Annotated in this window: 20 protein-coding genes and 2 riboswitches; of the genes, 19 read left to right on the top strand and 1 reads right to left on the bottom strand. The window is 37.1% G+C overall.

Features of this window, described 5'->3' with window-relative positions; all coding sequences use genetic code 11:
• Nucleotides 1–156 precede the first annotated feature (156 nt).
• Nucleotides 157–714 carry a GbsR/MarR family transcriptional regulator gene (locus AA0X71_RS16295; protein ID WP_413356366.1) on the bottom strand — a complete coding sequence of 186 codons (558 nt, stop codon included), beginning with the start codon at nt 712–714 and terminating at the stop codon, nt 157–159.
• A 283-nt stretch (nt 715–997) separates the two neighbouring features.
• On the opposite strand from AA0X71_RS16295, the gene AA0X71_RS16290 reads away from it, so the two are divergent.
• From AA0X71_RS16290 to AA0X71_RS16200, 19 genes are all read left to right on the top strand, one after another.
• Nucleotides 998–1888 (top strand): glycine betaine ABC transporter substrate-binding protein, encoded by an 891-nt coding sequence (locus tag AA0X71_RS16290; RefSeq protein ID WP_413356365.1) that lies wholly within the window; start codon nt 998–1000, stop codon nt 1886–1888.
• Nucleotides 1889–1967: 79 nt separating this feature from the next.
• Nucleotides 1968–2693 (top strand): MOSC domain-containing protein, encoded by a 726-nt coding sequence (locus AA0X71_RS16285; RefSeq protein ID WP_413356363.1) that lies wholly within the window; start codon nt 1968–1970, stop codon nt 2691–2693.
• 347 nt (nt 2694–3040) lie between these two features.
• Nucleotides 3041–3988, top strand: a complete 948-nt coding sequence (locus tag AA0X71_RS16280; RefSeq protein ID WP_413356362.1) for an ABC transporter ATP-binding protein — start codon at nt 3041–3043, stop codon at nt 3986–3988.
• Between the two features lie 4 nt (nt 3989–3992).
• Nucleotides 3993–4757 carry an ABC transporter permease gene (locus AA0X71_RS16275; protein ID WP_413356361.1) on the top strand — a complete coding sequence of 255 codons (765 nt, stop codon included), beginning with the start codon at nt 3993–3995 and terminating at the stop codon, nt 4755–4757.
• Nucleotides 4758–5543, top strand: coding sequence for an ABC transporter permease (locus tag AA0X71_RS16270; RefSeq protein ID WP_413356360.1), 786 nt, complete (start codon nt 4758–4760; stop codon nt 5541–5543).
• Between the two features lie 228 nt (nt 5544–5771).
• The gene (locus AA0X71_RS16265) at nt 5772–6755 is read left to right on the top strand and encodes an N-acetylmuramoyl-L-alanine amidase (RefSeq protein WP_413356359.1); all 984 of its coding nucleotides are present in this window, start codon (nt 5772–5774) and stop codon (nt 6753–6755) included.
• A gap of 212 nt (nt 6756–6967) precedes the next feature.
• A riboswitch (cobalamin riboswitch) is annotated at nt 6968–7161 on the top strand.
• A gap of 154 nt (nt 7162–7315) precedes the next feature.
• On the top strand, nt 7316–8077 hold the full coding sequence (locus AA0X71_RS16260; RefSeq protein WP_413356358.1) for an energy-coupling factor ABC transporter permease: 762 nt from the start codon (nt 7316–7318) through the stop codon (nt 8075–8077).
• Complete coding sequence (locus tag AA0X71_RS16255; RefSeq protein ID WP_413356357.1) at nt 8077–8370, top strand: energy-coupling factor ABC transporter substrate-binding protein; 294 nt, start codon at nt 8077–8079, stop codon at nt 8368–8370. The genes AA0X71_RS16260 and AA0X71_RS16255 overlap by 1 nt, the downstream gene beginning before the upstream one ends.
• Nucleotides 8357–9133 carry a cobalt ECF transporter T component CbiQ gene (cbiQ, locus tag AA0X71_RS16250; RefSeq protein WP_413356355.1) on the top strand — a complete coding sequence of 259 codons (777 nt, stop codon included), beginning with the start codon at nt 8357–8359 and terminating at the stop codon, nt 9131–9133. The genes AA0X71_RS16255 and cbiQ overlap by 14 nt, the downstream gene beginning before the upstream one ends.
• Nucleotides 9134–9177: 44 nt before the next feature.
• The gene (locus tag AA0X71_RS16245) at nt 9178–10026 is read left to right on the top strand and encodes an energy-coupling factor ABC transporter ATP-binding protein (RefSeq protein WP_413356354.1); all 849 of its coding nucleotides are present in this window, start codon (nt 9178–9180) and stop codon (nt 10024–10026) included.
• A 201-nt stretch (nt 10027–10227) separates the two neighbouring features.
• A complete protein-coding gene (locus AA0X71_RS16240) occupies nt 10228–10728 on the top strand; it encodes an LURP-one-related/scramblase family protein (protein ID WP_413356353.1) in 501 nt (166 codons plus the stop codon).
• A 158-nt stretch (nt 10729–10886) separates the two neighbouring features.
• A riboswitch (cobalamin riboswitch) is annotated at nt 10887–11065 on the top strand.
• Nucleotides 11066–11210: 145 nt separating this feature from the next.
• Nucleotides 11211–12824, top strand: a complete 1614-nt coding sequence (gene cobJ / locus AA0X71_RS16235) for a precorrin-3B C(17)-methyltransferase (RefSeq protein ID WP_413356352.1) — start codon at nt 11211–11213, stop codon at nt 12822–12824.
• A gap of 9 nt (nt 12825–12833) precedes the next feature.
• Nucleotides 12834–13610: a precorrin-6A reductase gene (cobK, locus tag AA0X71_RS16230; protein ID WP_413356351.1), complete on the top strand. Its 777-nt coding sequence runs from the start codon at nt 12834–12836 to the stop codon at nt 13608–13610.
• The gene (locus AA0X71_RS16225) at nt 13591–14265 is read left to right on the top strand and encodes a precorrin-8X methylmutase (protein WP_413356350.1); all 675 of its coding nucleotides are present in this window, start codon (nt 13591–13593) and stop codon (nt 14263–14265) included. The genes cobK and AA0X71_RS16225 overlap by 20 nt, the downstream gene beginning before the upstream one ends.
• A complete protein-coding gene (locus AA0X71_RS16220) occupies nt 14240–15373 on the top strand; it encodes a cobalt-precorrin-5B (C(1))-methyltransferase (protein WP_413362635.1) in 1134 nt (377 codons plus the stop codon). Before AA0X71_RS16225 ends, AA0X71_RS16220 begins: the two co-directional genes overlap by 26 nt.
• A complete protein-coding gene (gene cbiE / locus AA0X71_RS16215) occupies nt 15351–16544 on the top strand; it encodes a precorrin-6y C5,15-methyltransferase (decarboxylating) subunit CbiE (RefSeq protein WP_413362633.1) in 1194 nt (397 codons plus the stop codon). The genes AA0X71_RS16220 and cbiE overlap by 23 nt, the downstream gene beginning before the upstream one ends.
• Nucleotides 16544–17248, top strand: coding sequence for a precorrin-2 C(20)-methyltransferase (cobI, locus tag AA0X71_RS16210; RefSeq protein ID WP_413362631.1), 705 nt, complete (start codon nt 16544–16546; stop codon nt 17246–17248). The genes cbiE and cobI overlap by 1 nt, the downstream gene beginning before the upstream one ends.
• Nucleotides 17248–18030 carry a precorrin-4 C(11)-methyltransferase gene (gene cobM, locus AA0X71_RS16205; RefSeq protein WP_413356349.1) on the top strand — a complete coding sequence of 261 codons (783 nt, stop codon included), beginning with the start codon at nt 17248–17250 and terminating at the stop codon, nt 18028–18030. The genes cobI and cobM overlap by 1 nt, the downstream gene beginning before the upstream one ends.
• Complete coding sequence (locus AA0X71_RS16200) at nt 18023–19153, top strand: cobalt-precorrin 5A hydrolase (RefSeq protein ID WP_413356348.1); 1131 nt, start codon at nt 18023–18025, stop codon at nt 19151–19153. The genes cobM and AA0X71_RS16200 overlap by 8 nt, the downstream gene beginning before the upstream one ends.

Below are 19153 nucleotides of genomic sequence, written 5' to 3'. Positions count from 1 at the left end.
TCTCCTTCATTATTGAACGATTACGACATGATGAATAGTGACAAATATAATGCCTGGTCCTAAAAGCAGATGATAATTTTGGGGTTTTCACAAAATGTTCAAGAATCTAACAGGTAAGCAAAGAGAAAGGAGGGACAGAAAACGCCCCTCCTTTCTCTATTCATTACTTTCCTCTTCTTTTTTCTTTTCAATTGGGATAAAGTTTAAAATATCCTTCGTTTCATAACTGTCGATGAGTCTGTTGAGCCAATCATAATAATCAAGTCTATCTTCTAGCTTTTTTATGACCATTTGGGCTTCCTCACGAATATCTTCAGAAGTTTCCTGGTTTGCAAGAAGATTCTTTAAATCTTCAATAGATTTTTCCATTGTATTGCCATTCATGGTAATGGCTGATCTCCATTTGGTTGTGAAGTAATCAAAAAAGAACTGATACCAATCTTTCTTAACGGCATATAAATCCTTTCTTTCACCCTTTACCCAAACTTTTTCGACCATATTAAAATCAAGTAAACTTCTAACTGAATTACTCATACTTGTTTTACTCATTCCGAGTTCTTCTTTCATTTCATCCAAGGTAAGTGGTTTTTCCGAAAAAAATAAAAGACCGTAAACCCTTCCGGTAGATGGGGAGATGCCATAAAGATTCATATTTTGAGCAATTGCATCTATAACGATAGATTTGGATCTTTCTAATATCTCATTGTTCTGCAACAATCTCACATCCTATAAGCTTATTTCCTTTTAAAACCTAGATTACCTATTCATGAAAGAATTGTAAAGTTCTCCCTCGGGGTGTTAAACGGAGCATATGAGAGCATTTCTAGGTATTTATATTATATAATACGTACAGTAAATTCTGTTCGTATTATATAAACAATAATAACGATATATGTGGTTTGTTCATAGTTGAATATTCTGTTTATAATGAGGTTATTACATAAAAACAACTATGTATAGAGGTTAAAAGGGAATAAATAAAAGGAGGAATTTTGACGTGATAAAAAAGATAGCAGGAATAACATCTGTGTTAGCAGTCACTTTGGGCCTAGCTGCCTGTGATGGAGGTGAGCAATCAGGAGGTTCATCTGATTCTGTAGGTGAACAACTTGATTATACAATCGTAGGAATTGATCCAGGAGCTGGGTTAATGAACTTAACGATTAATGATGTTATACCTGAATACGGTCTAGATAACTGGGAAGTACAGGAGAGTACTGGTGCTGCCATGACAGCAGAATTGAAAAGAGCATATGAAAAAGAGGAACCAATCATTGTAACTGGTTGGAGCCCACATTGGAAGTTTGCGACCTTTGACTTAAAATACTTGGAGGATCCAAAGGGGATTTATGGTGGAGCTGAAGATATCAATACAATTGTACGTCTAGGTTTAAAAGAGGATCACCCTGATGCTTATTCACTATTAGATAATTTCAACTGGGAACCAGAGCATATGGAAGAAGTTATGAATCTAATTCAAGATGGAGTTGAGGCAGATGAAGCTGCTTCACAATGGGTAAGTGATAATGAGGAAATAGTGAGTGATTGGACAGATGGCATTAGTAATGTAGATGGTGAAAAGCTAACGATTCTTTATGTAGCATGGGATGATGTAATCGCTAGTTCACATGTGGTAGAGAACGTTCTTGAAAGTGTTGGTTATGAAGTAGATTTAGTTCAGGTTGACGCAGGTCCGATGTGGGCAGGTGTCGCAGAAGGTAGCGGTGATGCTATGGTAGGTGCTTGGTTACCGACAACACACGCTGATTACTATGCTGAATATGAAGGTCAGTTTGAAGATTTAGGTCCAAATCTTCAAGGCACGAAGCAGGGTCTAGTCGTACCAACTTATATGGACATTGACTCAATTGAGGATTTAAAAGAATAATATTTTTTGAAAAGATAGCATAATGATCATTAGCTATCTTTTCTTTGTCTTATACATTGTTGAAAGAGGAGTGATAAACATGTTAATCGGTGAGATTCAGGAAATTGTTCGGCACCCTATCAAATCTTTTGACGGGGAAAAGGTGCAAAAATCTAAAATAATGTCCTATGGTTTATATGGAGACCGCAGTCATGCCTACATAGATAAAACAAGAAACGGAAAATTCTTAACGATAGCTCATTTCCCAGAAATGGTTCGATATAAAGCAAAATTTGTAGGAGAAGAATCCATAGAAGAATATCCCAAAGTGGAAGTGACTACACCGGAGGGTAAGGTTTTAGATTGGGAAGATGCGGAAATAATTAGCGAGATGGAAAATAAAACTAAACGGGAACTGTCTACTATTCAATATTCTCCCTCATACGTACCAATTGGACCAATTGCAGTAGAACATATTCTTCTTGTAACAGATGCTTCGCTAGTAAATTTGAAAGAAACATGGGGGAATGACGATATTGATTTTCGTCGTTTTCGCCCAAATTTATTTATTTCATTAAACGAAAAAAAACCATTTATTGAAGAAGAATGGATTGGAAGACGAATAAAAATAGGTAGTTCAGTAGAAATTCAATTAGTAAGCCATTGTCCTAGGTGTATGATTATTACGGTGGATCCTGATAATTCAGAACGAGACCCGAGTTTGCATAAAACGCTTATAAAGGAAAGAAAAAACAACTTTGGGGTTTATGCTTCGGTTATAAAAACAGGAGAAATTTATGTTGGTGATGAGGTTGTGCTTTTGTAAGGGAAATTAAAAGTGTCCTTCAAAGAAATTGCCTGTTTTTATATTTGCATTCATCATTGTTGTTATAATTTTGACAATAATGATTAAAAACTGAAATCTCTTAAGAACAAGGATTTCAGTTTTTTGATCTTTATCATACTAAAATATTGCGGTACAGAAAAATAGATTTCAACAATATTGTGAAAATAATTATTTTGAATATGTAATATATTTCGAAATGTATTAAGAAAAATATACTTGACAATCCCATAGACGATTATATAAATCTATAATATAATAATTGATATTTTATAAATATTCAAAAAAATCTTATTTTTAAAGTGGAAACGGGTGATGGGATGAATAATATGATCGAAGTTAACAATTTAGTACGCGTTTATAAAGTCAAACATAAGCGAAAAAAAGAGATTAAGCAGGCATTAAAAGGAGTATCATTTGTGGTCCGAGAGGGAGAAATCTTTGGATTATTAGGTCCTAATGGAGCAGGTAAAACAACTGCTATTAAAGTACTTACGACATTACTAACTCCAACTTCAGGAGATGTTAAGATTATGAACCGTGATGTTGTAACAGATGGTGATTTCATTCGATCACAAATTAACTTTATGTTCGGTGGAGAAAAGGGTGTTTATGGCAGGTTAACCGCTTGGGAGTATTTAAAATATTTTGCTTGTCTATATAAGGTCCCACAAGTTGAGCAAAATGGAAGAATTGAAGAATTATTAAACCTTGTGGAATTAGGGGACAATAAAGACCATAAAATTTATACATTTTCTAAAGGTATGATACAGCGAATACATATTGCACGTGCTTTAATAAATAATCCCCAAATACTATTCCTAGATGAACCCACAATTGGGCTTGATCCAATAGTTGCAGAAAATATTAGAAAAATCATTGAAAATTTATCGAAAAATAACATTACCGTTATTTTAACTACACATTATATGAAGGAAGCTGATGATCTTTGTGACCGAATCGGAATAATTAATCAAGGTGAAATAAAAGCAATTGGAACTCCAAAAGAAATAAAAGAAAGCTACTCCTTTTTACATGTGTTTGAAGCGACTTGTAAAATGGATAAGGAAAATCTTCTTGAATCTCACCAGTACTTTAAGCATATTAAAGTGAATCACATTAATGACGATTTGTATTTTATTCGATTTGAGGCAAGTAATTCACTTAAGTATGAGGATGTACGGTTAGAACTTTCAAAAAAAGTTGAGTTGATCTCGCTTGAACAAAAAGAGATTACATTAGAAGATGCCTATATCAATATTGTGAAGGTAGGATAAATAGATGAGCTTTATTAGATTAGTATTTTATGAATGTCTATACTTCACTAATTTCCGAAATAAAATGTATCAATTTTTACTATTTATACAGCCCATCGTGTACTTATTTATTGTGAAATATATGCTAATGATGCGTGATGGAGTAAATGAGGAAAAGTACTTGTTTGCAATTGGGATTATGAGTATGTGGTCATATGTACTATACTCTTCTGGTTCTTCACTTGTATCCCTCCATTGGTCTGGAACATTCGAAATAATTTTAAATACTAATACGTCTGTATATCAAATTCTATTAAGTAAAGCAATCAGTAATTCTATTATAGGAGCTTTAACGATTGTCATTACATTAGCCTATGCAAAACTAATTTTCAGCTTTCAATTGTCATTCGATTTCTTATTAGGAATTATCGTTTCTACGATTGTATTAATTTTTTCACTTATCAGTATCGGAATGTTGCTTTCGATATTATATAGTTTTTCAAATAATGTGTATGCACATCAAAATCTCATTGCGTTTCCGATGATGTTGGTTAGTGGGATTTTTTATCCAGTTCATATGCTTCCAGAAGCTGTTCAATTCATATCAAATGTAATCCCGATGAGCTGGGCAATAGACGCTCTATACTACACAGTAGAAAATAATACTATTCCCATCATACCTACAATCATTAGTTTAGTCATTTCAATTATATATTTCTTATTGTCTTATCTGATTCTTAAACGAATGACACAGAAAATAAAAGAAACAAGTGTAATGGGGGTGTTCTAAATGCATTGGTTACAAGGGAATTTTACCTTCTTAACATATAAAGCTGTCTATTCTCTTCAGGATATAAAATCATACTTGTTATTTAGAGCATTAGACCCACTTATGTTATATCTGTTTTTCGCAACTTTTGGGGCAGCGATATTAGGACCAGAATATATCCAATTTATTATTGTTGGAAATGTTATCTTTATTTGTGGAAGAACTTTTTTATTAAGCTTGATTGGGATGTTCTTATCTGAACGCAGGCTTGGTACGTTAGGGTTAAATATTTGTTCTCCTACTTCTACGTTTAATCTGATTATTAGAAGACTGATGATCCCTTTTATAGACTCTCTTTTTGTAATAGTAGTGAGCTTCTTATATGCTTATGTAATCTTTGATGTGAAAATTCATCTATCAATAGTACCGTTCTTAGCTATGTTTATTGTGGTGCTATTGTTATCTACTGGAGCATTATCACTCGTTGCTGCTAGTATAAGCCTAGCCTTTAAAAATATAAATCTATTTACAAATGTCATTATCGGTTTAATGCAGGTTCTATGTGGCGTATATTTTCCGATAACTTTATTTCCAAATGCAGTTCAGCAAATTAGTGCTTGGCTTCCAATGACTAACACGATTATTGGAATTCGGAACATATTAGAAGGGGAAACCTTTAGCCAAAATCTGATATATGTCGGCAAAGAATTTCTTATAGGAATCATATTGTTTGGAATCGCAGCTATTTTGATAAAGATAATGGAAAATATAGCGAAGAAAACAGGAGCTTTATTGGAGATCGAATAACTTGATTGTTAGTGGGGTCAGGTGGCTGTTCTCTGTATCTAGGACACTAAACAAACAGATCATTCTGTTTGTTTAGTGTCCTTTTTTGAATGAATAATCGCTCATATAATTAAGCGGAGAAGTTATTGCAGGCAATTTTTTAACAACATTACTATAAAACTTGGTAAAAAATAACAAGCCCGTTCATTAGGCGATCTCCTGCATACAATGGAATAAGAGGTGATTAGTATGGTTAAATTCTTTATTGATCCTGGGCATGGTGGGTCAGACTCGGGTGCAGTTGGAAATGGACTTAGAGAAAAGGACCTGAATTTGGCGATTGCCTTAAGGATAAGAAATTTACTTTTAAATTATGAAAATACTGAAGTAAGATTGAGTCGAGATAAAGATATATTTGTGTCACTATCTGAACGAGCAAATATGGCTAATTCTTGGGGTGCCAACTATTTTATGGCCATCCACATTAACAGTGGAGGAGGTACTGGTTTTGAAACGTTTATTCATAGCAACCCAAGCAGTGCCTCGATATCCCATCAAAATGTGATCCATTCAGCGATTTTAAGTCAGGTTGACATGAATGACAGGGGGAAAAAGCGGGCCAATTTTGCTGTTTTAAGACAGTCTACAATGCCAGCAATTTTAACGGAGAATGGCTTTATTGATAGTACAGCTGATGCAAATAAGTTAAAATCGAATGCTTTTTTGGATAAGGTTGCACAAGGGCATGTAAATGGATTGGTTAAAGCGTTTAGTTTAAGAAAAAAATCAGCGCAGGCACCAGCCCCAACCCCAACTCCAGCCCCTAGACCATCAGGAACTGGTGGCCATCCAATCGCTACATTCCAACAATGGTTAAATCAAAATTATCGGGCTGGTTTAACTGTAGATGGGATCTATGGACCGAATACAAAGGCAGCTGCGATCAGAGCTACTCAAACGGAGCTCAACAAACAATATAATGCTAAGCTAACCGTAGATGGGATTTGGGGACCACGGACAAAATCAGCTTTCCGTTCTGTTCGTAAAGATGACAGAGGAAATATTGTCTATATCGTTCAAGGGTTGCTTTATTGCTTAGGCTATAGCCCTCAAGGTCTTGACGGCATATTTGGTGAAAATACTCGATTAGCGGTTATTGCCTTTCAGAAGGATCGTAGATTAGCTCAGGATGGAATTGCTGGACCAAATACGTTTGAAAAATTAGTTGCATGAAATTAGAGACCTTCCTTTCAACAGGGGAAGGTTTTTGCCTATCCAAATCTGATATCGTTTTAGTACGAATATGGATACCTTACATTGTATTTCAATTTGAAAGTAATTTTTATGAGAATAGTAAAAGTGATTTATTAATTTGAATTTTCGTCACAAATTGTTCCGGATAGATCTAGACAACGTTTTCAAGTGAATTTATACTGAAGATAATTTAATAGTTTCCATTGATAGGTATTGGATGTATATTTATCCAATTGAAGAGGGAAGTTCGGTGTGATTCCGACGCGGTACCCGCCACTGTAATTCGAAGCGACCTGTATGTTGCCACTTTCTTTAAATAGAGAAGGGAAGGCGCAGGAAGTGTTGAAGTTAAGTCAGGAGACCTGCCTAATCAATGAACACAATGAAACCTACGGGATAATAGGGAGGTGTTTGCAAGAATACATAATGATGTGTGTTTTCTACTTTTACAGGAGCGTAACACAAAAAAATATTCTGGGCATTCGAACCTATGGTTTGAGTGCTCTTTTTTTGTGCAATTTGAAGAAGGAGGAAGTATGATGTACAAAAAATCAATTTTGTTTCCTGCTGTCGTTATTTTATTTTTTGTCAGTTATTTTTGGCTTAATTCTTCTCGTCCTGCCTATGCCATGCATATTATGGAAGGATTCCTTCCAGTGGGATGGGCTGTTTTTTGGTGGGTTGTGACGATTCCATTCCTTGTTCTTGGAATGAGGTCAATCCAAAAAATCGTGAAAGAGAATCCTGAAGTGAAAATGATGTTAGGTTTAGCAGGTGCGTTTGCCTTTGTCTTATCGGCTTTAAAAATTCCTTCTGTCACTGGGAGCAGCTCTCATCCAACAGGGGTTGGTTTAGGAACGATTCTATTTGGTCCATTGGTCATGAGTGTACTCGGAACCATTGTTCTTCTTTTTCAGGCTTTATTACTTGCCCATGGTGGCCTTACAACATTAGGGGCAAATGCTTTTTCGATGGCTGTTGTAGGTCCAATTATTGCCTATGCTATCTTTAAATTAGGTACAAAATGGAAGTGGTCCTTCTCTCTTATCGTTTTCTTTGCAGCGATGTTTGGCGATTTAGGGACCTATGTTATCACTTCTTTGCAGTTAGCTCTTGCTTTTCCAAGTGAGGTTGGTGGACTAGTTGCTTCTTTCAATAAATTTGCTAGTATCTTTGCTCTTACTCAAGTTCCTCTAGCCATTAGTGAAGGGTTATTAACCGTTATGGTCATGAACATGATTAGAAAATATAATGCCCATGAATTAAAGCTCTTAAAGGTGTTACATAAGGAGGTTCATTGATGAAGAATATGATTCTATTTCTACTTGTTGTCCTTTTAGCAATATTTCCTCTCTACATCGTGAATGACTCAGAGTTTGGGGGAGCCGATGGAGAAGCGGAAGAGAAGATTGTTGAGATTGCCCCGGACTATGAACCTTGGTTTAGCTCGATATGGGAGCCGCCTGGGGGTGAGACCGAGAGTCTATTATTTGTCTTGCAAGCGATTATCGGTTCGTTAATCATTGGTTATATTTTTGGTTACTCAAAAGCGAGGTATAAGGAGAATGTGAAAAGTAAAGATGTTGCCCATTGACCAAATGGCTTATTGTAATGCACTTAGACATGTCCACCCGTTAGAGAAAGGGATTTTTGCTGGTTCCCTTCTCTTCCTTTCATTGCTATTGAAAAATCCTGCGAGTTCGATTTTTGTTTTCATTCTCATGAGTACGGTCTTGGTAATAGGTGCAAAAATTCCATTGTACTATTATTTGAAATTACTGCTGTTACCGTTCTTTTTTTTGTTTACAAGTATTCTATTGATTCTTTTTTCAGTTACTCCAATAGATTTCAACGTGTTGGACGTGCTTACTCAAGTGGAAATAGGGAACTGGAGAATTTATATTAGTTCAGGTAATGCCAAACTTGTCCTTGAGCTGCTCTTATCGGTAATGGCAGGGATTAGTTGTATGTATTTTTTAATATTAACGACTCCGATTCAACAAATGATTTGGTTGCTGCAAAAAATGCGTTTACCTTCTTTATTTATTGAATTATTTGTCGTCACATATCGTTTCATTTTCGTTTTAATGAATAATATGAATGAAGTTCGGATTGCACAAACAAGTAGACTTGGTTATCAGGGGATGAAACAGAGCTTTACTTCGTTAACACAATTAATTATCAGTATATTTATTAAATCTCTGAAAACAGCACAAGATGTCCAACGAGCGATTGATTCACGAGGGAATAATGGTGATTTCCACGAAGTTGAAGTTCAACAGACTTATAACAAAAGAAATTGGTTTGGAATCGGTTGTTTCGTTATCATCATCAGTATCGTTACATTTGTTTTCTAATAGTTGTAAGTGTCAATCATTCTGGAACAATGGGAGCTGAAAGAATGGAACATTCATTTCTAGAATTAAAGGATGTATTTTATCAATATCCAGATGGAACACTGGCACTAAACAATATTTCTCTTCAAATAAAAAAAGGAAAGAAGATTGCTCTATTAGGAAATAATGGAGCAGGAAAATCAACGCTCTTACTTCACTTAAATGCTATATTAACACCTACAAAAGGGCAGCTCTTTTATAAAGGGAAGGCGTTTTCTTATAAACGAAAGGAAAAAAATAGGCTCCGTGGAGATGTTGGAATTGTCTTTCAAGATCCCGATACACAGCTCTTTTCTTCTAGTGTTTATGAAGATATTCAATACGGTCCTCGGAATATGGGGTTATCGAAAGAAGAGATTGAATCAGTCGTGCAGAATGCGATGGAACTGACTGATACCTTTACTTTACAAGAGAAGCCTCCACATTTTTTAAGTGTAGGTCAAAAAAAACGTGTGGCGATTGCAGGCATATTAGCAATGAATCCGGAGTTAATGATTTTTGATGAACCGACAGCAGGATTAGACCCCTATTATTCAAAAGAAATGGTAAATATGCTTCATTTAGTGGCGAGTGAGAATCGTACGATTTTAGTTTCTACTCATGATGTTGATTTTGCCTACGAATGGGCTGATGAAATTTGGGTATTGTCTGATGGAAGCTTAATTGCTCAAAATGTCCCAAGTAAAGTGTTTCAAGATCCCCAACTATTAGCTAAAAGCCATTTGCGATTGCCGTGGATACTTGAAGTGTTTGAACAAATGAAAGGAGCAATCAAAGAGCCAAGCTGTCCCCGCTCAAAAAAAGATTTGTTTGAAATCCTGCAACAATTAGCATTTCCTAAGGAGAGAGGATAACGAAAACTACATGCGATATATGAATTTCAATGCTTTGGAAAACAAAAATGCGCAAACTATTTTTGTTTTCCTTTTTATTTTTATGTGGAAATGAACTTCTGATGAAAATGAATCTTTACTTATTTTTAAATCGTATAATCTATCAACGGGAAAATGTTTCTAGTAAGAATAAAATAATAAGAGAGTAAAAGGATAGATATAATGAAGCAATTATACATTAAGCAGAAGGTATTTAGTCTAAGTGGAAAATTTACCGTAAAAGATGAGCAGGAAAAAGATGTTTATTACATAGAGGGGAGTTTCATGAAAATTCCTAAGACATTTTCTATTATGAATTCCTTAAGAGAGGAAGTTGCCCTCATAACGAAAAAAGTGATAAGTTTTTTACCGAAGTTTTTTGTTGAGGTCAATGGTAACGAGGTATTAACAATCAAGAAGGAATTTTCTTTTCTGAAAGCTCGATATACAATAGAAGGAGCAGGCATTGAGGTCATCGGAAACTGGTGGGATATGAATTTTGAAGTCAGTCGCAATGGTGAGATCATTGGAAAAGTAAGCAAGGAATGGTTTACTTGGGGAGATAGCTACAAGATTCAAATAATGGATGAAGAGACAGAGACAATTGTTATTGCCCTAGTTATTGCGATTGATTGTGTGAAGGCTGACCAAGCTGCAGCTGCATCTTCTCCAGGAGCGAATTAAATAAGTATAGAAGTGTAGGGAACTGTAACTTCCCTACTTTTTTTGATTGGACGGATCTTTTACAAAAAAGATTAAGTGAGTTATTCACACAATATTAATAATTTTTTCAAAAAATGAATGTCAACGGTTTAGATTGTATGATATATTAAAACCAATTTAATAGATCAATTTAAATAAGTGCTCACGAATGTGAGGTAAAAGGGAAACTAGTGAAAATCTAGTACAGCCCCCGCTACTGTAAGAGCTGATGAAATTACATGACCACTGAGAAATCGGGAAGGTGTAAGAGTAAGAAGAAGCTTGAGTCAGGAAACCTGCTTATTTGAACGACACTTTACTTTTCGGAGGGAGAAGTATAGGCGGAACAGTAGACTTCTATTGTTTTTGTGTTTAAGTATAATAAGTAATCTATTGTATCTTAAATTGCCTGTATTCCTTTGAAAAGGAGTGCAGGCATTTTTTATTTTATTGGAGGTAAGCGAATGGAATTAGGAAAGATTTATGTTGTTGGCTTTGGTCCAGGGTCTGAAGAACATATTACGACTCGAGCAATTTATGCTCTGCAGCAAAGTGATTACATTATTGGTTATAAAACGTATGTTGACCTAATCGAACATTTAGTAACGGCACAATCCATTGTAAGTACAGGAATGACTGAAGAAGTGACGAGGGCGCAAGAAGCAGTAAAGCAAGCAGAAGCTGGGCATACAGTTTCGGTTATTTCTAGTGGCGACTCCGGTGTCTATGGGATGGCGGGACTAGTGTATGAAGTGCTAATTGAAAAGGGGTGGACCGAGGAAAAGGGGATTGGAGTAGAAATAGTTCCAGGGATCTCAGCGATTAATTCTTGTGCCAGTCTACTTGGTGCCCCAGTTATGCATGATGCATGCACAATTAGTTTAAGTGATCATTTGACGCCTTGGCAGGTTATCGAAAAGCGGATTGAAGCAGCTGGAATGGCAGATTTTGTCATTGCTTTGTACAATCCGAAAAGTGGTCGGAGGACACGTCAAATCGTTGAGGCACAACGAATTTTATTGAAATATCGGTCACCGGATACACCAGTTGGTTTAGTAAAAAGTGCATATCGTGAAAATCAGCATGTCGTTCTGACTAACTTAGCTGAAATGCTGGAGCATGAAATTGGCATGTTGACTACCGTGATCATTGGGAATTCATCCACCTTTTTTTACGACAACAAAATCATTACTCCACGTGGGTATCAACGGAAATATACATTAGGTGAAGAAAAGCAAAGCTTAAAGCCGCATCAACGCCTGAAAAAAGAGGCAGAACCTTGGGCGTTAGAGCAAAAAAAGGAAGGATCAAAGATTACAGAGCAAAAAGGTAAAAAAAAAACGAATTCGTTGAGCTTAGCCTTAATGGCCGTATCAATGGTGACAAAAACGGAAGTTGAAAATCCTTTATTTGTGCAACAGCCGATTGAAAATATATTTGAATTTGCAGTTACTCCCGGAGTAGCAAATAAATTTATCACACCTGAGCAAATGCGTCTATTGGCAGAAATAATTGGGGAGAAAGGAACACTAGAGTACACTCCGGATCATCGTTTTATTGTGAAGCTCCCGACAGAAGAGCCCAAATCAATTGTTGACCAACTAGAGCATAGCGGCTTAATCGTAATGCCGATAGGTGATGTCTTAATTGTAAAGGCATGTGACTTTTGCTACGGCGAAAAAGCGGAGTCTATCCCATACGCTGAGGAAATAGCTTCTGAACTAGGTGGTTTAAAACTTCCAAAGGAATTGCATATAGGTTTCAACGGATGTGGGATGGCTTGTTATCGTGCCGTATTTGATGATATAGGAATCGTCTACCGAAAGAAGAAATTTGATCTATTTATTGGCTCAAAGCCAGTGGGACGTACGGCGCATGCTGCTCAACCAGTTGCGGAAGGGATAGAGCCAGATGAATTGTTGCCGCTACTTAAGAGAATAATCGATGAGTATAAGGAACATGCTCACCCCAACGAACGTCTTTTTAAATATTTTAAACGAGTGAAGAAAATTCAGCATTTTCATTATCACGATATGAGCTCGAAAATTGAAGTCGAACCGGCACCATGTGGAGATTAGGAGGAAGCGATGATTTTATTTTTAGCAGGAACAAGTGACGCTAGAGCTTTAGCGATTCATTTACAAAATCAAGGGTATCCCCTCTTAGCAACTGTTGTGACCGAATCTGCTGCTGATAGTTTGAGAGAAAACAATATTTTCTATCAGGTAGGACGTTTAACTGAGGATGATATGAAGGAGCTTATTTCGAAGCATGAAATAAATGTTGTGATTGATGCTAGTCATCCGTATGCAGAGGAAGCTTCGAAAACAGCGATGGCTGCAGCAAAAGCTTGCAATATCCCCTATATACGCTATGAGCGGCCAAAAGAACAGTATCACTCTTCCCTCATTACAGAAGTTAACAGTTATGAGGAAGCTGCAAAGTTGGCTCAAAACCATAAAGGGACGATTATGTTAACGACGGGAAGTAAAACGTTAGACATCTTTACAAAGTATTTGATGAAGGATGATATTCGCCTTGTATGTAGAATGCTTCCGAATAAGGAAAATATGGAGAAGTGTGACCAATTAGGGATTAAACAAAAGGATATTGTTGCTATTCAAGGGCCATTTTCACAATCTCTAAATCAATCACTATATGAGCAGTATCATGTGACATTAATGATAACGAAAGAAAGCGGCAAAGTAGGTTCCGTTGATGAAAAGATGACAGCGGCAATAAAATTAGGGGTTCCGATCATTTTAATAAAGCGCCCATCCATTCATTATGACAACTATTGTACTCATTTCGATGAAGTTACCCATATATTAGGAGGTTTTGTTAATGGCAAACATGAACTTTAATACAAGCTTTACACCAATTACGGTAAATCCAGATAAGATTTATGATCACAGCTTCGCGATTATTAAGGAAGAGATGGGAGAGCATTCTTTTACAGATGAGCAGTGGTTGGTAGTTAGGCGTGTGATCCATGCTTCAGCAGATTTTGAGTTAGGAAGGAGTATGATTTTTACTCCTGATGCGATTGAAGCAGGTATTCAATCCATTCTTGCTGGCCGTCATGTTGTAGCCGATGTGCAAATGATTGAAAGTGGCTCAGGACGTAAACGATTTCAAAAGCATGGTGGTGATTTACACTGTTATATTGCCGATGAAGATGTGGCAAAGGAAGCAAAGGCTCAAGGGACTACCCGAGCAATTATCTCGATGCAAAAAGCGGTGCGTTTGCATGAAGGAGGTATTTATGCCATTGGAAATGCACCGACTGCATTGTTGGAGTTAATTCGATTAGTAAAGGAAGGAAAAGCCAAACCAGACTTAATTATTGGAATGCCAGTTGGATTTGTATCAGCAGCAGAATCGAAAGCAGAATTAGCTGTTCTTGAAGGAATTCCATTCATTACGAACAAAGGAAGAAAGGGTGGCAGTACAGTGACTGTAGCAGCACTTAATGCCATTTCAATTATGGCTGATGAGCGCGCAAACGAAACGAAATAAGAAAGAACCTTCACAAATGCGTCATGGCTACACAACTGGAGCCTGTGCTACAGCAATGACAAAGGCGGCGCTGCAAGCACTTGTTACAGGGGAAGTACCGAAGGAAGTCATGATTTATTTGCCGGTTGGTCAGTACGCATCATTTAAAGTGACTAGATTTGAAGTGTCAGAAAATGAAGTGTTGTGTGAAACAATTAAAGATGCTGGAGATGATCCAGATGCTACACATCAAGCAAGAATTCAAAGTACGGTTCGCTTTACGAAAAGAAAAGGATTTCACTTAGATGGAGGAATTGGTGTAGGAAGAGTAACAAAAGCAGGATTACCAGTACCAATTGGTGAAGCTGCGATCAATCCAGTTCCGCGTAAAATGATCCGTGCAGTAGTAAAAGAAGCAATAGAAGAATTTAAGTTAGACATTGGAATTGAAGTCATTATATCTGTTCCAGATGGTGAAGAGATTGCAAAGAAAACATTAAATGGACGTTTAGGAATTATTGGTGGAATTTCTATTTTAGGGACAAGAGGAATTGTTGTGCCATTTTCAAGTTCTGCTTATATGGCAAGCATTGTACAAGCAATTAGTGTGGCAAAGGAAGCCGGATGTGATCACTTAGTCATTACCACAGGTGGACGAAGTGAAAAATATGCGATGAAGCAGTATCCCCATCTACCAGAAGAAGCATTTATTGAAATGGGGGATTTTGTTGGATTTACGTTAAAACATATTGCTAAAAAGAACATTCCTAATGTTTCATTAGTCGGAATGATTGGGAAATTTTCAAAGATCGCACAAGGTATCATGATGGTCCATTCAAAAAGTGCTCCTGTTAGCTTTGAGTTTTTAGCTGGTGTTGCAAAAAAAGTAGGGATCGAAGAAGCTGTTCAAAAAGAAATTCTACAAGCGAACACGGCATCTCAGGTTGCTGATTTACTGAAAGAAAATCACGCATTCTTTGAAGCGCTTTGTAAGAACTGTTGTTATCATACATTGAATCACATAAATACTACTATCAATGTTTCGACTACATTGTATACACTAGACGGAGAATGCATAGGAAAGGCTGAGAATATTGACGAACTGGATGAAAATGATTGGTATCGGTGATAATGGAGCAGATGGATTGCTTCCTCAATATTTAGAATGGATCGAGGAATGCGAGGTACTCGTTGGCGGAGAACGTCATTTGAATTTTTTTCCATCATTTAAAAAAGAGAAGAAAGCCGTCAAGGGAGGATTATCTTCCCTGATAGCTGAACTTCAGAAGGAAAAGCGGAATGTAGTCATATTAGCTTCTGGAGATCCATTGTTTTTTGGACTGGGCAGTGTGCTTGCAAAAAAACTTTCGTTAGAAATCTATCCCTATACAAGCTCCGTACAACTTGCTTTTTCAAAAATGCGGGAAAGCTGGCACGATGCATTTATCGTTAGTTTACACGGACGGTCTATAAAAGGTTTTGCCCAAAGAATTGACGGTAGGAAAAAGATAGCGATTTTAACAGATGAAATAAATTCTCCGCAAACGATTGCGAAATACTTAAAACGTTTTGGCATGAGTGAATATGATGCTTTCGTGGCGGAAAATTTACAAGGGGAATATGAACGCTGTCGACATATGACGTTAGATGAAATGGAGCAGACGTCCTTTTCTCCTTTAAATGTGGTCATATTAAAGCAACGTTATGTAGTAGAGCGGGCTTCATTAGGAATAAGTGATGATGCCTTTATACAGCGAAAACCTGACAAAGGGCTTATCACAAAAAGAGAAATTAGAATTCTTAGCTTGCAAGAATTAGAGATTAAAGAAAATAGTATTGTTTGGGATATCGGAACTTGTACGGGATCCGTTGCCATTGAGGCAGCAAAAATGGCCCGTGAAGGCGAAGTATATGCGATTGAAAAAAATGAACATGATTTAAAAAACTGTTTGGACAATCAGTTGAAACACCGAGCTGATTTTGTGGCAGTGCTAGGCAAAGCACCTGAACGTTTAGATGAGTTTCCTGACCCAAATGCCATTTTCATTGGGGGGAATGGCGGGAAGATGGAAGAACTATTGGCAATTTGCATTTCTCGTCTACTGCCTAATGGTCGTCTTGTCATGAATATTGCCACAATCGAGAATCTGGCAGAAGCAATGCATCATTTGAAAACATTAGGCTGTGAAGTGTCGGTTACACAGGTGCAAATTTCTAGGAGTAAGCCAATACTAAATTTGACTCGCTTTGAACCACTAAATCCCATTTTTATTGTGAGTGCAAGGAAAGGAACAGAATGATGTCGATAGGAACTTTATATGGTTTAGGTGTGGGTCCAGGAGATCCAGAATTAATTACGGTTAAAGCATTTCGTAAATTACTGGAAAGTCCAGTCATTGCCTATCCAAAAAAATTAAAAGGAAGCAAATCTTACGCCCATCGTATCGTGGAAGTATATATTAACCCAAATGAAAAGGAGATGCTCGGGTTAGTATTTCCGATGACAAAAGATGAAGAAACTCTAAGGATTGAATGGGCAAGGGCTGTAGATGCCATTTATCGCTATTTAGTTCAAGGGAAAGATGTTGCCTTCGTAACAGAAGGAGATCCGATGTTATTCAGTACATTTATTCATATTATGAATTTAATGAAATCCAAATATCCAGAAGTATCGATTGAAACAGTCGCTGGAATTTCTTCGTTTAATGGAACGGCCAATCGTTTAGGAATTCCATTAGCGGATGGCGATGAATATGTTGCGATGATCCCTGCTACAGAGGATATGGAGGAAATGAGAAGAGTCATTGAAACACATGATTCTATTGTCTTTATTAAAGTAGCCAAAGTCATGGATGATATGTTGAATCTATTAGAGGAAATGAATCTATTAGATAAGACTCATGTCGTAACAAAAGTTACATCTGAAGAAGAAGTTATTTGGAATGTCAATGAGCTTCGAGGTGCGGAATTAAATTACTTATCATGTATGGTGGTGCGCAAATAATGAAGAAAATTTGGATTATCGGAGCAGGTCCAGGAGATCCGGATTTAATCACAGTAAAAGGGTTCAAACTCATCCAAGAAGCGGATGTTGTAATGTACACGGATTCACTTGTTAGTGAAACATTAGTGCAAGAAGCAAAAGCCTCGGCAGAAATTATCCGGACTGCAGGAATGCACCTTGAAGAAATGATTGATTGTATCGTCGAGCGTGTACAAGCAGGAAAGATGGTCGTTCGGCTCCATACAGGTGATCCAGCCATGTATGGAGCAACAATGGAACAAATAGCCTTACTTAAGCAATACGGTATTACATATGAAGTTGTGCCAGGTGTCAGTTCTGTTTTTGCTGCCGCTGCCGCAGTTGGGACTGAACTAACGATTCCTGATTTAACGCAAACCCTTATTTTAACAAGGGCAGAGGGGCGTACCCCTGTACCAGAACGTGAAAAGCTACAAGAACTAGCAACACATCATTGCACGATTGCGATGTTTTTAAGTGCTACCTTAACGAAAAAAATTATGAAAGAATTGCAGGAAGCAGGCTGGGCAGACGATACACCAATTGCTGTCGTACAACGTGCTTCATGGCCAGACCAAAAAATCGTTCGTACGACCTTAATCGAATTAGATGAAGCGATGCGTGTTAATGGAATTCGTAAACATGCGATGATATTAGCAGGGTGGGCGTTAGATCCGAATATTCATGAAAAGGATTTCCGTTCTAGGCTGTATGATAAAACCTTTACACATGGCTATCGTAAAGGTGTGAAGAGCAATGATTAATTTGCGTGAAGGTGAGAACCCTAGCGTTGAAAAGCGCAAACCATTTGCTCTCATCGCCATTACGAAACATGGCGTAGAACATGCGAGAAGCTATATAGAAATATTTCCGTATGCAGACCTCTATTATATGAAGAAATTTGCTTACGGAGATGAAGAAGAACGACAAATTCAACTGTTTGATGGTACGGTTCGTTTATTATTACCAGCGCTGTTTCAACAATATAAAGGAATTATCTGCATCATTTCACTCGGTGCAGTAGTAAGAATGATTGCTCCAATTTTAATAGATAAAAAGAAAGATCCTGCAGTATTAGTTGTAGATGATAAAGGACAGTATGTTATCAGCGTATTATCGGGACATATTGGTGGTGCAAATGCCTTAACTTACGAATTTGCCTATGCAATTGGTGCAACCCCTGTTATTACAACTGCTTCAGATGTTCAAAAAACAATCCCAGTCGATTTGTTTGGAGCTCAGTTTGGATGGGAATGGGAGAGCGATGAGAAATTAACCCCTGTTAGTGCATCAGTTGTCAATGAAGAATATGTCGCAATCGTTCAAGAGACAGGTGAAAAAAACTGGTGGACGTACGATCATCCGATGCCATCTCATCTAAAAGTCTATCCGTCAACTACAAATGCGATTCAGGCTAAGCCAGAGGCGACGTTACTTATTACCGATCGTCTAATTGAGCCTAATGAGAAGGAATTGCTTGAAAATGGCATTGTGTACCGACCGAAATCGCTCGTTTTAGGCATTGGTTGCAATCGAGGGACAACACTTGAGGAATTCGAACAAGTGATTGATGAAACTTTAGCTGAATTAAAGGTAAGTAAAAAAAGTGTTAAGGCCATCGCTTCGATTGACTTAAAGAAGGATGAAAAAGGGTTGCTGGAGCTAACGACAAAGCATAATTGGTCATTTATTACTTACACTCCAACTGAGCTCAATGAAATCCCGATGCAAAACCCATCTGAAACGGTGTTTAAATACACAGGTGCGTATGGGGTTAGTGATCCAGCAGCAATGCGCTATGCACGTGCGAAATCGTTATTATTAGAAAAAAAGAAAAGTGGAAATGTGACCATTTCTGTTGCTCGAATAAATTTTGAGGAGGACTAA

The organism is Robertmurraya phoenicis, assembly GCF_047302285.1.
In the GTDB taxonomy this organism is placed as follows: domain Bacteria; phylum Bacillota; class Bacilli; order Bacillales; family Cytobacillaceae; genus Robertmurraya.
This window is presented reverse-complemented; position numbering and strand designations above follow the sequence as displayed.

Coding starts and splice junctions, on each gene's coding strand:
- AA0X71_RS16285 (WP_413356363.1), top strand. CDS start 1,968: ATGTTAATCGGTGAGATTCAGGAAATTGTTCGGCACCCTATCAAATCT.
- AA0X71_RS16280 (WP_413356362.1), top strand. CDS start 3,041: ATGATCGAAGTTAACAATTTAGTACGCGTTTATAAAGTCAAACATAAG.
- AA0X71_RS16275 (WP_413356361.1), top strand. CDS start 3,993: ATGAGCTTTATTAGATTAGTATTTTATGAATGTCTATACTTCACTAAT.
- AA0X71_RS16270 (WP_413356360.1), top strand. CDS start 4,758: ATGCATTGGTTACAAGGGAATTTTACCTTCTTAACATATAAAGCTGTC.
- AA0X71_RS16265 (WP_413356359.1), top strand. CDS start 5,772: ATGGTTAAATTCTTTATTGATCCTGGGCATGGTGGGTCAGACTCGGGT.
- AA0X71_RS16260 (WP_413356358.1), top strand. CDS start 7,316: ATGTACAAAAAATCAATTTTGTTTCCTGCTGTCGTTATTTTATTTTTT.
- AA0X71_RS16255 (WP_413356357.1), top strand. CDS start 8,077: ATGAAGAATATGATTCTATTTCTACTTGTTGTCCTTTTAGCAATATTT.
- cbiQ (WP_413356355.1), top strand. CDS start 8,357: ATGTTGCCCATTGACCAAATGGCTTATTGTAATGCACTTAGACATGTC.
- AA0X71_RS16245 (WP_413356354.1), top strand. CDS start 9,178: ATGGAACATTCATTTCTAGAATTAAAGGATGTATTTTATCAATATCCA.
- AA0X71_RS16240 (WP_413356353.1), top strand. CDS start 10,228: ATGAAGCAATTATACATTAAGCAGAAGGTATTTAGTCTAAGTGGAAAA.
- cobJ (WP_413356352.1), top strand. CDS start 11,211: ATGGAATTAGGAAAGATTTATGTTGTTGGCTTTGGTCCAGGGTCTGAA.
- cobK (WP_413356351.1), top strand. CDS start 12,834: ATGATTTTATTTTTAGCAGGAACAAGTGACGCTAGAGCTTTAGCGATT.
- AA0X71_RS16225 (WP_413356350.1), top strand. CDS start 13,591: ATGGCAAACATGAACTTTAATACAAGCTTTACACCAATTACGGTAAAT.
- AA0X71_RS16220 (WP_413362635.1), top strand. CDS start 14,240: ATGAGCGCGCAAACGAAACGAAATAAGAAAGAACCTTCACAAATGCGT.
- cbiE (WP_413362633.1), top strand. CDS start 15,351: ATGAAAATGATTGGTATCGGTGATAATGGAGCAGATGGATTGCTTCCT.
- cobI (WP_413362631.1), top strand. CDS start 16,544: ATGTCGATAGGAACTTTATATGGTTTAGGTGTGGGTCCAGGAGATCCA.
- cobM (WP_413356349.1), top strand. CDS start 17,248: ATGAAGAAAATTTGGATTATCGGAGCAGGTCCAGGAGATCCGGATTTA.
- AA0X71_RS16200 (WP_413356348.1), top strand. CDS start 18,023: ATGATTAATTTGCGTGAAGGTGAGAACCCTAGCGTTGAAAAGCGCAAA.